An 11,703-nucleotide genomic window follows, 5' to 3' on the forward strand; every position below is an offset into this window, starting at 1 on the left:
CCAAGGCCGAGGCATTTTTTCACCGTTAATATAATGTTTTTGCTTGTAAGGTGCTGTAAAGAGGCTAGGCTAAAATTACACGAGGTTATCATTCTCGCCGACCCTGGCTAAGACAGCTTTGGAGGATTGGTGATGAGTGTTGCGCTTCATCCTTATCACCCGATCATCTACGTGCGTGGATTCGCCGCCACTCAGGGCGAGATCGAGGACACGGTAGCCGATCCCTACATGGGCTTCAACATCGGTTCGACCAAGACGCGGGTCGCCTGGACCGGCGACGTACGGCGCTTTTTCTTCGAATCGCCGCTGGTGCGGTTGATGAGCGATCATGGCTACAAGGATGTCTTCGTGGAAGGCGACGATCTGGTTGCCGCAGAGCGCCACGATAAACCCGTACCCTATCGTTGCATCGTCATCTACCGATACTACGATGAGGCCTCCAACGATTTCGGCGATGGCGAGACGCCGCCCATCGAGCACTTCGCCAAGGGGCTCAGCGACCTGATCCTGCGCCTGAGAGACAAGCTCTGCGCAAATAAAGCCAATAGCATCAGTCCGGAGGCATGTCGCGTGTATCTGGTGGCCCACTCGATGGGTGGACTGGTGTGTCGCGCCTTTCTGCAGAATCCCAAGCTTGGCTCGGCAGAGGCGCGCAAGGCCGTGGATAAGTTATTCACCTACGCCACGCCTCACAATGGCATCGACATGCGTATCGTGCGCAACGTACCCGGCTGGCTCTCCTTCGGCGATATCAACAATTTCAATCGCGAGCGGATGGCGAACTATCTCGATGTGCCCCAGGGCGACGATGTCTCGGTGGTGAAGGGCTTCCCGGCGGAGCGCATCTTCAACCTGGTGGGCACCAATCCCCGGGATTACACCGCGGCGGGGGGCTTGTCGTCCTGGGCCGTGGGGGAGGCCAGCGATGGGCTGGTGTGCATCCGTAACGCCACGACTCACGGGCCGGATAGTCAGGGCAAGGAGGTAACTTCACCCCGGGCGTTCGTGCATCGTAGTCATTCCGGTCATTACGGCATCGTCAATTCGGAAGAGGGCTACCAGAACCTGACCCGATTTCTGTTTGGCGAACTGCGGGTGGACGGCGTGCTGGATATCGACGACATCACCCTGCCACTGGAAGTACAGAAGGCAAAGGAGGCAGGCAAGACGGTTCGTGCCTCCTATCAGTTCGAAGTCGCGGCCAGCGTGCGCGGCTGCCAGTGGCAGATGACCCGGCGTGAGGTGCGCGAGAACTCGGCGATCTTTCGCACCTTCGCCGATCTGTTCCCGGACAAGACGAACTCAACCGTGGTGACCGGCCATTCGCGTCGCCCCCACCTGTTTTCCGTTTTTCTTGATTGGGACAAGAGCGTCAAGCGGCAGTCCTCCAAATCGGTGAGCTTTGCGGTCGACCTGAAGGTGCTGGTGCCGGACTACGAAGTGGATGGGGTCATGTTTCTCAAGCGTCACTTCGAGGGTGGCTTCATCCTGCGACGACTAATCCTGATCGAGGTATTCCCGGATACAAATTCCAGGGCGGGCTGTCGCATCAAGTATGGTTTTCAGGAGATGAATCCAGGCAAGCCGGGCATTCTGGCCCAGACCCGAGCTATCGATGGAGAGACTCGCGGTTTGGCCTTCGATATCCCCATCGAACAGAAGGCCCGCCCCGGCTTGCGGGGCCGTCTATGTATCGAGGCTCGGCCCTGGAGTTGAACTGGAGTTGAATAAGTTCAGTAAGCTGAATGAGTCGGGTGCCGCTAGCGAGCCGGATCGACCCGCCCACTCAGGGATGCATTGCGCCGAAACCAGCCGGCGATGCTGTCCCGGGGATGGCGGGTCGGCAGTACCGCATGGGGTACCCGATCGGAAAGAAAACAGACGAAAGTACCGGCTTCGGGCAGCACCCGCGCCAGTTCGAGCTGTTCGTTGTCGCTTGCGTAGAGGGCCATTTCGCCGCCGCCATCCACCGGCCAGTCGGGGTTAAGGTATAGCACCGTGGAGACGATGCGGTTAGCCCGACCCTGGAAGCTGTCGAGGTGCGTCTTGTAGAAGGCACCGGTTGGATAGTGGGCGAAGTGGGCCTCGAATTCGAATAGGCCCAGATAGAGCGCTCGATTGATCTGCTGCTGTAGATCATCCATCAATGCCAGATAGTGGCGCTGAGCCTGGCTCTCCCGATTCAGCCAGTGGATGGCGTCGCCGCGAATGTCGCGCCGTAACTGATGCTGGTCGCCGCGTCCTATACCGGCAAGGGTCAACGCCTCGGTGGCCGCCAGTGCCTGTAATTCTTCCTGGAGTGCCTGGCACAGTGCCACGTCGATAAAATGCTCGCCAATGAACCAGCCCTGGTCGACGAGATCGTCGACCAGGCGGGACAGAGCGTGGTCATTCAGCGTCCGGGACATGCGAGGAAGCGGTGGCATCATGTCAGGCGTCCTTGTCATCACCAAACACCGGTTGTCGGGCATCTAGTCGATAGTTCAAACGGCTGTCGGGGGGTGGCCGGTCGAGGCTGATGGATTGGTCAAAGCCGACCGCCAGCAGTTCCACCAGCATCATCGCGGAAAGCCCCCAGATAACATAGTCACCGGCTTGGTAGCTGGGCACGTAAAGTGATCGTCCCTCGACACTGATCACATCGGTATGACTACGACGATCTTCGAGAAATACCGGTAAAGGAACCTCGAAGATGGCGTCCAATTCGCCGAGCTCGGGATGTAGTGGCAAATCTGCGGGGATCAGCCCGACGAAGGGGGTCACGCGAATGCCATGCAACGAAACCAGATCGCCCAGTCGGCCAAGCAGTGTGACGTGTCGTGGTGCCAGGGCGATCTCTTCCTGAGCCTCGCGTAGGGCAGTGGTCAAGAGATCAGGGTCATTGGGTTCGCGCTTGCCTCCCGGAAAGGCCACCTGACCACCATGCTGCTTTAGATGTGTTGCGCGGCGGGTAAACAGTAGCGTGGGTTCCGGGCGGGCGACGACAGGAATGAGCACCGCGGCCTGGGGCAGGGTCAAACCCAGCTTGCGCGGTGCGTGTGCTTGCAGGCGTTCGTGGAGTTTCTCTAACATGGAGCTTCCATTGAGTTTCATTACTTGTACTCAGCCCCCCGAAAAGCGTCAAGCGACGCGCGCGAGGTATTATGAACTTCTGCAGCCATTGCGGGCACGCTGTGCATTTCGCCATCCCTGAAGGCGATGACAGGCCTCGCTACCTGTGTGATGCCTGTGGTGCCATTCACTACCAGAATCCGCGTATCGTCGCCGGAACGCTACCGATTCGTGATGGTCGTGTACTGCTGTGCCGACGAGCCATTACTCCACGTAAGGGCTATTGGACGCTTCCGGCGGGGTATATGGAAAACGCCGAAACGACTGTCGAGGCGGCGGCACGAGAGACGCTCGAAGAAGCCTGCGCCGAGGTCAACATTCATGATCTTTACACTCTGATCAACCTGCCGCATATCAACCAGGTGTACATGATCTTTCGTGCCGATCTGACCAGCGACTTCGCTCCCGGTCCGGAAAGTCTGGAGGTGGCGATGTTCGACGAGCACGAGATTCCCTGGGACGAACTGGCATTTCCCACCATCGAGCGCACCCTGCATCACTACTTCGGCGATCGCCACGAGGCAATCTTTCCGTTGCATATCAGCGATATCGGTCGCGACGATCGGGAGCGTTATTTCGGCAGTGCCTAGAAATCTTCCAGCTTCCATACCTCGTAGGCGGGCTCTTCGTAGGGATGAGCGGCCTTGAGCTTGGCAACCGCCTCGGCGATCAGGTTATCGCTGCACACCAGTTCCACCTTTAGTTCATCCACATGCTGCAGTTCACCCAGGGTGCCGATGTGCGGGTCGGCGCCCTCGATCGGTCGGAACTGTCCGCTGCCGCGAGTCTGGAAACAACAGGCCTCGTAATTGCCGATACGGCCGGCGCCACTGGAAAAGACGGCTTCCTTGACGGCTTCGGCGACATCGATGGGGACGAAGAAAGCCAGTTTGTACATAGGAGGTGCTCCAGGCATTAAGCGTGTTTTGACGCGCTATTGAGAGAGAATTGTGATGATTTTCACGCGCTAATTGGCCTGCGCGACTCTAGGGATGATGGCATAATAGCCGCCGATGTTTTAGGCAACGCGTCTGCGACGATTCTTTCTGCGAACGAACGGGATACTACGATGCTCAAGTGGCTCGCTATCGTACTGATGGGTCTGTTCGTCTTGCTGCAGTATAGCCTGTGGTTTGGCGAGGGCGGTCTACGCGAACTGGCGCACATTCGTGCTCGAACCGATGCGCTGGCCGCCGAGAACGCCACAGCGTTAGCCAATAACCAGCGTCTCGCTGCCGAGGTCGTCGATCTAAAGAATGGACTCGATGCCATCGAGGAGCGGGCACGCAGCGATATCGGTATGGTCCGCGAGGATGAGCAGTTTTTCTGGGTGCCAGGTGTGGACACTCAGGATTCGTCATCTTCCACTGGAGGGGCACAGTGACAGTCGGGAAGCTATGGCTGATCGTGCCCGCCGCTGGTAAAGGGCGGCGCATGGGCGCCAATCGACCCAAACAATATCTGTTCATCGACGAAAAGCCTGTTCTAGCACATACCTTGTCACGTTTGTATCACGCCTATCCGCAGGCATCGTTGCAACTGTGCCTGGATGAAGACGATGCCTGGTTCGATGCGCGCTGGGTGCCCTTTGGCGATTGGCGGCGTGTGACCGGAGGCGCCGAGCGGGTGGATTCAGTCCTTCAGGCACTCGACGGCCTGGCGACCGAGGCCGCCGACGACGACCTGGTACTGGTGCACGACGTCGCGCGCCCCTGTGTGCACCTCGACGACTTGCAACGCCTGCTCGAGATGCTTGCGGAAGAGCCGGTCGGCGGGCTTCTGGCTACACCTGTAGCGGATACCATGAAGCGTGCCGACGAGGCGGGCCGAGTGGCTGCCACCGAAGCCCGGGAGGGACTCTGGCATGCGCTGACGCCACAGGGTTTTCGCTATGGCCTGCTGCGCAAGGCGCTGAAACGGGCCATTGAGAAAGGTATTCACGTCACCGATGAGGCATCGGCAGTCGAGGCTCAGGGCCTGGCGCCTCGTCTGGTAACGGCACGACGCGATAATCTCAAGATCACTCATCCTGAAGATCTTGCGCTGGCGACGCACATTCTGGCGGCCCAGGCAAAAGCGATTGCCGGGTCTGTGGTAGATGATTGCTATGAATAGGGGGCTGACATGATTCGCATCGGTCACGGGTTTGATGTGCACGCCTTCGGTGAAGGCGATCATCTGACAATCGGGGGGGTACGTATTCCCCATGCCCAGGGTTTCATCGCCCATTCCGATGGGGACGTGCTGATACATGCGGTGTGCGACGCGCTGCTCGGCGCCTGTGCCCTGGGCGATATCGGACGGCATTTTCCCGACACCGATCCACGCTGGGCCGGTGCCGACAGTCGCGCCTTGCTGCGTCATGTCTTGAGCCTGATCGATGAGGCCGGCTACCGGCTGGGCAACCTGGATGCCACGATCATCGCTCAGGCGCCCAAGCTGGCGCCGCATATCGGCGCCATGAACGCCACACTGGCGGCGGATCTCGAGGTGACCCTGGACGCGGTCAACGTCAAGGCGACCACCAGCGAACGGCTGGGTTTTACCGGGCGCTGTGAGGGCATCGCGGTGAATGCCGTCGTCGTGCTTTTCAAGCGTGGTGCCAAGGATGGAAACCCAGGGATGATGCGGTGACCGAGACGAGCGACGCAATCTGGCCCCCTGTCTGGCCCCATGCTCATGGCGGGCCGCTTGCGGTCGGGGATTACCGCGGGGCACCGGAGGATTTCGTGGTCGAGGAGTGTCTCGGATTCGAGCCGGAAGGCCACGGCGAGCACCTTTGGCTGTGGGTGGAAAAACGTGATCTGACCACGCTGGAATTGGCTCGGCGACTCGCCAGAGCCTGCGATGTAACGCCTCGCCAGGTCGGATTCTCGGGAATGAAGGACCGCGTGGCGGTGACGCGCCAGTGGGTGTCGGTGCATCTGCCCGGGCGCGAGGCGCCGACGGATCTCATTGAGCGTTTGGGCAATACCCCCGTGCAGCTTCTGGAGCAGCATCGTCATCCGCGGAAGCTCAAACGCGGGGTGCATAACGCCAACCGTTTCATCCTGCGCATCAGCGGCGCGGTCGGCGAGCATCCTGCTCTTGAGCAGCGTTGGAAGACGCTTTGCGAGCGGGGGGTGCCCAACTATTTTGGACCGCAGCGTTTCGGGCCTGGTGGGCGCAACCTGTTTCGCGCACGGGATGTTCTGCGTCGTGGCTGGCGCAAGCGCGACGATCGGGAAGGTATGCTGCTGTCGAGCGCACGCAGTTATCTGTTCAATGGGCTACTGGCGATGCGCGTGGCCGAAGACAATTGGGCCACACCACTCGCCGGCGATGTGCTGATGCTCGACGGCAGTGCCAGTCAGTTCGTTGCGGAGCAGCAGGACGAGACCCTCGTCGAGCGCGCCTCACGGCTCGATTTGCACCCGAGTGGTGTGCTGTGGGGTACGGGACGATCCTTGGCCCAAGGTGAAGCCGCGCGCTACGAGCAACGTCTGAACGACGAACACCCTGGTTTGTGTAAGGGGCTTGAACGCGCTGAGGTCCGTCTGGCACGGCGGGCACTTCGAGTATCGTTGGGCGCCCCAACGCTGTCTCGCGATGAAAGTAGCTTGATATTACGTTTTGAACTACCACGCGGTGCTTTTGCGACTGCGGTGCTACGCGAGCTCATCATGCATCCGACGCTTGATTGACGATGACGGTATTGCAGCTATTCATCAGTAATGAAAACTATTGCGGCGACAGGTGTCGTGGCAACTTCAGGAGGAGCGATGCGCAAGCTGTTGCTATCCAATGACGATGGGGTACATGCCCCGGGGCTACGAGCCTTGTACGATGCCTTGAATGCCCATGCACGATTGCGCGTGGTCGCGCCGGACCGGGACAAGAGCGGCGCCAGCAATTCATTGACCCTGTCCCGCCCCCTGGCGCTGGCGGCGCTGGATAACGGGTTCTACAGTGTCGACGGTACCCCGGCGGATTGTGTCTATCTGGGGGTGAATGGCGTCTGGGGCGAGAAGCCCGACCTGGTCATATCGGGCATCAATCACGGCAGCAACCTGGGGGACGACGTCCTCTATTCGGGCACCGTGGCGGCGGCCATGGAAGGGCGCAATCTGGGCATGCCGGCCATCGCCATGTCGTTGGTCGGCTCGCGTCACTTCAAGACCGCGGGCCGAGTCGCCGCGAGCCTGGTAGGCGCGGCGGGGTCATTATCACTGCCGCCGCGCAGCCTGCTCAACGTCAACGTGCCGGATGTACCCTGGGAGGAGCTGCAAGGATTTCGCGTGACCCGCATGGGATACCGAGGCCCGGCGACCCAGCCATTGGAAGTCAAGGACCCTCGGGGCAGAGTGCGCTACTGGATTGCCGCTGCCGGTGAGAATGCCGATGATGGCCCGGATACCGACTTCGCCGCCATCGAAGCAGGCTATGTCTCGATCACGCCGCTACAAACCGATCTGACCCGACACGCGGCGCTTGAAGGCGTGCAAGGATGGCTGGATGCGTTGTCACGAACCGGGTGAACTCAGCGGCATCGGCATGACCTCTCAGCGTACCCGGGATCGCATGGTCGCGAGATTGGTCGATGCCGGCATTCAGAATCAGCGTGTCATGGAGGTCATGGCCCGGGAACCGCGTCATCTGTTTCTTGATGAGGCCTTGTCTCACCGGGCCTACGAGGATACTTCCTTGCCTATCGGTCATGGCCAGACGCTATCGCAGCCCTGGATGGTGGCGCGCATGAGTGAACTGGTGCTGGCAGAAGAGCCGTCGAACGTGTTGGAAATCGGGACCGGTTCGGGATATCAAACCCTGATCCTCTCGCGACTGGTCGACAAGGTATGGTCGCTGGAGCGTATCCGCGTTCATCATGCTCGCGCACGTACGCGGTTGGCGCGCCTGGGCGCCTATAATGCGCGCCTGCGCTTGACCGATGGTGCGCATGGCTGGCCCGAGGCGGCGCCTTTCGATGTGATCCTGCTGACCGCCTGCGCGAGTGAACTTCCCGAGGCGCTATTGGCTCAATTGAGTGATGGCGGCACCTTGATTACACCGCTGGAGGATAGCGATGGCAGTCAATGGCTGACCCGGGTGCAGCGACGCGGTAATGTCCATGAATATCAACGGCTCGAGCAGGTACGCTTCGTGCCGCTTCTGGAAGGAGTCATACGTTGAAACGAGCGCTTGCGCTGTTTCTCAAGGGTGCTGGGATGGGCGCCGCGGATGCGGTGCCGGGTGTGTCTGGGGGCACCATCGCCTTCGTGACCGGTATCTATGAAGAGCTGATCTTCACCATTCGTCGCTTCGGGCCGGATGCCTTCGGCGCCTGGCGCCGGCATGGCCTGAGTGGGCTGTTCGAACATCTCAACCTGGCATTTCTTGTGCCACTGGTGGCGGGAATACTGGCGAGCCTTATTAGCGTGGCGCATCTGGTGACGTATCTGCTTGCAGCGCAACCCGTGTTGCTCAACGCCTTCTTCTTTGGTCTGGTGGCTGCCTCGGCGGTGGTCGTGAGGCGGCAGATCGACGGTTGGCGCTGGTGGCACGTGCTGCCGCTCATCTTTGGGCTGTTGCTGGCCCAGATGCTTCCCACCCTTATGCCGCTGATGGCGGGTTTCGGTGATCTGATTCTGGTGGCCGGTGGCGCCATCGCCATCAGTGCCATGCTGCTACCCGGGGTGTCGGGCAGCTTTCTGCTGTTGTCCATGGGGCTTTACGGCACGGTCATGGAAGGCATCAAGAGTTTCGATATCATCCTGATCCTGCAGTTCGGTGCCGGCTGTGCCTTGGGACTGTTTTTCTTCTCACGATTGTTGGCTTGGCTTTTTCGTCATTACCATACTTCTACGCTACAGCTTCTGGTTGGTTTTATTATCGGTTCGCTGCCCTTGCTCTGGCCTTGGCGTGAGTTGGTCAGTTATCGTCTTGGACCCGATGAGCAGTTGATTCCGCTCGACTATCGTTATTTGTTACCCGGCGATTATACCTCGTTGACGGGTGATTCCGCCCAGTTGCTACCGGTGGTCGTGCTCATGGCACTAGGCCTGCTGCTGGTATTGGCGGTCGGTGAACGCCATCCGTTATCTTCCGAAAAGGACTGAATCCCTATGCGCAAGGCTCTTCTCGTAACCGCGCTGGCGCTTGGAGTCGCTGGTTGTGGCACGCCCAACACCAGCCCCGATGTACGCGATCTATCCGTGTCCCGTGAAACCCAGGCTGGCGAAAGTGTGACCGTCCAGGAAGGCGATACGCTGTACGGTATTGCCTGGCGACAGAACATGGATTTTCGCGATTTGGCCAGGCTCAATGGCATCACGCCCCCATATCGTCTGCAACCGGGCCAGACGCTGCAGCTTGGTGGCGCTGGACAGGGTGGGCAGGCCGCCTCCGGGGGCGCTGCGGCCGCGTCCGATCCTAACCTGGCACAGAATGACATGACCGCGGGTGCTGCTGGGGCGGCAGGCGTTTCCGGTACTCAGGCACCTGATTGGCTGGCGCCGGACACCGAGGCCATCGAGCGTAATCGGCGCTTGACTAGCCGCCCGCTGGAATCCTCATCGGAGAGGTCCGCTTCTCAGCAAGCGCCTTCTTCTCAGCCGTCTTCCTCTGCACCATCGAGCACTCAGGCGGATGCCGAGCAAGCACAAGGCACCCGCGGTCAGGGGCCCATCTACAACTATGGTAGTCCCGGCGCCGATGGGCAATTGAGTGCGCAGGATCGCGCTGAACGCGAGGCATTGGCACGTCAGCGCGCGCAAGCCCAATCACAACCCCAGTCCCAGCCTTCGGCGCGGGAGAACGCGTCGGCAAGGGATGAATCCACCCAAAGCGCTCAACCCCGGGGAAGCAACCAACAGCCGCCCAACCAGGGGGCTCAACAAAACAATCAGGCAGCGCGTCAGCCGGGTAATGCTGCAGCTCAGGAAGAGGCGACCGTCGCCGGCCCTGCGGCGGATGCGGGTACGGCGGTGGCCGGCGGTGCGGATGCGCCCTCGGCACAGCAGCGCACCTACACACCGGTTGAAAACGTGTCCTGGCAATGGCCAGCCGAGGGGCAGCTGGTGGGTCGTTTCAGTGATGGCTCAAGTATCACAGCGGGCATTGATATCGCTGGACAAAAGGGGCAACCTGTCAAGGCAGCGGGCCCCGGTATCGTGGTCTACGCAGGCGATGGGGTACGCGGTTACGGCAACCTGATTCTACTCAAGCACAATGACAGTTTCCTGAGTGCCTATGCCTACAACGATAGCCTTAAGGTGCGCGAGAACGACGTTGTCGAAGCCGGTCAGGTGATCGCTACCATGGGTGATACCGACGCCGATGGTGTCAAGCTGCATTTCGAGGTACGCCAGGACGGCCAGCCTCGAGACCCCCTTGAGTTTTTGCCACAACGCTAGAGGGGGCGTCTCATCGCAGGAAAAGGACGATCGTCGCACTCCGTGAGTCGGCGATCGCGCCAGGACGGGTCATAAAAACAACAGAGCCGGTCAATGACTCTTTTCCACGCAGATAACGGGGTAGCGACAATGAGCATGCTTGAAAGGAATCTTCAGGAAGTTGATCTCAATGATGTGGATGATGAAGTCGAGGTCATCGTTGATGACGTGGATGCCAAGGAAGTGGCGGCATTTGAAAAAGCACTGAGCCGTGAGGAAAACAACTACCACCAAAGTCTTGATGCTACTCAGATCTATCTCAATGAAATCGGTTTTTCACCTCTACTGACGCCGCAAGAGGAGGTGCATTTCGGGCGTCTGGCGCAACGCGGCGACCCTGCAGGACGCCAACGCATGATCGAGTCCAACCTGCGCCTGGTGGTCAAGATCGCCAGACGCTATCTCAATCGCGGACTGACGCTGCTCGACCTGATCGAGGAGGGCAATCTCGGTTTGATCCGCGCCGTGGAAAAATTCGACCCGGAACGCGGTTTCCGCTTTTCAACCTACGCTACCTGGTGGATTCGTCAGACTATCGAGCGGGCCTTGATGAATCAGACCCGCACCATTCGCCTGCCCATTCATGTGGTCAAGGAACTCAATATCTACCTGCGCGCCGCTCGCGAGCTGACCCAGAAGCTCGACCACGAGGCGACCGCCGAGGAGATTGCCGACTACCTCGACAAGCCGGTGGGGATGGTCAAGAAGATGCTGGGGCTCAACGAACGAATATCCTCTGTGGATTATCCGCTTGGCGGTGAGAGCGACAAGCCGCTGATCGAGACATTGGCCGACGAGAACGAGAGCGGTCCGGAATCGTCGCTGGTCAATATCGACGTCAAACAGCATGTCGACGACTGGCTGGTGGAGTTGACCGACAAGCAGATGGAAGTGGTGGTACGCCGCTTCGGGCTGCATGGTCATGAGGCATCGACGCTGGAAGAAGTGGGAGAGGAGATCGGCCTTACGCGCGAGCGGGTGCGACAGATTCAAGTCGAAGCGCTCAAGAAGCTGCGCCGAGTACTCGAGAAACAGAATCTGACGCTGGAAGCCATCTTCGAATGAGTGGTGGACTGGAACGCTGAAAATAATGAACGCGAGTCCTGCGCTCGCGTTCGTTATTGTGTTTATCCGATGTGATTCAGAGCAAGAGACACGACCG

General features: G+C 59.7%; 14 protein-coding genes. 11 read left to right on the plus strand and 3 right to left on the minus strand.

Annotation, left to right across the window (positions count from 1 at the left end; genetic code table 11):
- The first annotated feature begins 132 nt into the window (after positions 1-132).
- Positions 133-1,716 carry an esterase/lipase family protein gene (locus tag ACPF7Z_RS07635; RefSeq protein WP_425192674.1) on the plus strand — a complete coding sequence of 528 codons (1,584 nt, stop codon included), beginning with the start codon at positions 133-135 and terminating at the stop codon, positions 1,714-1,716.
- A gap of 44 nt (positions 1,717-1,760) precedes the next feature.
- On the opposite strand, the gene ACPF7Z_RS07640 is transcribed toward ACPF7Z_RS07635, so the two are convergent.
- The gene (locus tag ACPF7Z_RS07640; RefSeq protein ID WP_425192675.1) at positions 1,761-2,429 is read right to left on the minus strand and encodes a 2OG-Fe(II) oxygenase; all 669 of its coding nucleotides are present in this window, start codon (positions 2,427-2,429) and stop codon (positions 1,761-1,763) included.
- Position 2,430: 1 nt separating this feature from the next.
- On the minus strand, positions 2,431-3,072 hold the full coding sequence (locus ACPF7Z_RS07645) for a CoA pyrophosphatase (protein ID WP_425192676.1): 642 nt from the start codon (positions 3,070-3,072) through the stop codon (positions 2,431-2,433).
- 71 nt (positions 3,073-3,143) lie between these two features.
- Here ACPF7Z_RS07645 and ACPF7Z_RS07650 point away from each other — a divergent pair, with 71 nt between their 5' ends.
- On the plus strand, positions 3,144-3,701 hold the full coding sequence (locus ACPF7Z_RS07650) for an NUDIX hydrolase (protein WP_425192677.1): 558 nt from the start codon (positions 3,144-3,146) through the stop codon (positions 3,699-3,701).
- On the opposite strand, the gene ACPF7Z_RS07655 is transcribed toward ACPF7Z_RS07650, so the two are convergent.
- Positions 3,698-4,009: an NGG1p interacting factor NIF3 gene (locus ACPF7Z_RS07655; RefSeq protein WP_425192678.1), complete on the minus strand. Its 312-nt coding sequence runs from the start codon at positions 4,007-4,009 to the stop codon at positions 3,698-3,700. The two genes, ACPF7Z_RS07650 and ACPF7Z_RS07655, sit on opposite strands and share 4 nt — an antisense overlap.
- A 171-nt stretch (positions 4,010-4,180) precedes the next feature.
- Here ACPF7Z_RS07655 and ACPF7Z_RS07660 point away from each other — a divergent pair, with 171 nt between their 5' ends.
- The 9 genes from ACPF7Z_RS07660 to rpoS all read left to right on the plus strand — a co-directional run bounded on the left by ACPF7Z_RS07660 (position 4,181) and on the right by rpoS (position 11,606).
- On the plus strand, positions 4,181-4,495 hold the full coding sequence (locus ACPF7Z_RS07660) for an FtsB family cell division protein (RefSeq protein ID WP_425192679.1): 315 nt from the start codon (positions 4,181-4,183) through the stop codon (positions 4,493-4,495).
- On the plus strand, positions 4,492-5,226 hold the full coding sequence (gene ispD, locus ACPF7Z_RS07665) for a 2-C-methyl-D-erythritol 4-phosphate cytidylyltransferase (protein WP_425192680.1): 735 nt from the start codon (positions 4,492-4,494) through the stop codon (positions 5,224-5,226). The genes ACPF7Z_RS07660 and ispD overlap by 4 nt, the downstream gene beginning before the upstream one ends.
- A 9-nt stretch (positions 5,227-5,235) precedes the next feature.
- A complete protein-coding gene (gene ispF, locus ACPF7Z_RS07670; RefSeq protein ID WP_425192681.1) occupies positions 5,236-5,745 on the plus strand; it encodes a 2-C-methyl-D-erythritol 2,4-cyclodiphosphate synthase in 510 nt (169 codons plus the stop codon).
- A complete protein-coding gene (gene truD, locus ACPF7Z_RS07675) occupies positions 5,742-6,794 on the plus strand; it encodes a tRNA pseudouridine(13) synthase TruD (RefSeq protein WP_425192682.1) in 1,053 nt (350 codons plus the stop codon). Before ispF ends, truD begins: the two co-directional genes overlap by 4 nt.
- A gap of 78 nt (positions 6,795-6,872) precedes the next feature.
- The gene (gene surE / locus ACPF7Z_RS07680) at positions 6,873-7,628 is read left to right on the plus strand and encodes a 5'/3'-nucleotidase SurE (RefSeq protein ID WP_425192683.1); all 756 of its coding nucleotides are present in this window, start codon (positions 6,873-6,875) and stop codon (positions 7,626-7,628) included.
- A complete protein-coding gene (locus ACPF7Z_RS07685) occupies positions 7,606-8,280 on the plus strand; it encodes a protein-L-isoaspartate(D-aspartate) O-methyltransferase (protein ID WP_425192684.1) in 675 nt (224 codons plus the stop codon). Before surE ends, ACPF7Z_RS07685 begins: the two co-directional genes overlap by 23 nt.
- Entirely contained in the window at positions 8,277-9,206 is a 930-nt protein-coding gene (locus ACPF7Z_RS07690) for a DUF368 domain-containing protein (protein ID WP_425192685.1), read from the plus strand. Before ACPF7Z_RS07685 ends, ACPF7Z_RS07690 begins: the two co-directional genes overlap by 4 nt.
- A gap of 6 nt (positions 9,207-9,212) precedes the next feature.
- Entirely contained in the window at positions 9,213-10,502 is a 1,290-nt protein-coding gene (locus ACPF7Z_RS07695) for a peptidoglycan DD-metalloendopeptidase family protein (RefSeq protein ID WP_425192686.1), read from the plus strand.
- A 129-nt stretch (positions 10,503-10,631) separates the two neighbouring features.
- Positions 10,632-11,606, plus strand: a complete 975-nt coding sequence (rpoS, locus tag ACPF7Z_RS07700) for an RNA polymerase sigma factor RpoS (protein WP_425192687.1) — start codon at positions 10,632-10,634, stop codon at positions 11,604-11,606.
- Positions 11,607-11,703: the final 97 nt, after the last annotated feature.

The organism is Halomonas sp. GXIMD04776 (assembly GCF_049808615.1).
In the GTDB taxonomy this organism is placed as follows: Bacteria; Pseudomonadota; Gammaproteobacteria; order Pseudomonadales; family Halomonadaceae; genus Modicisalibacter.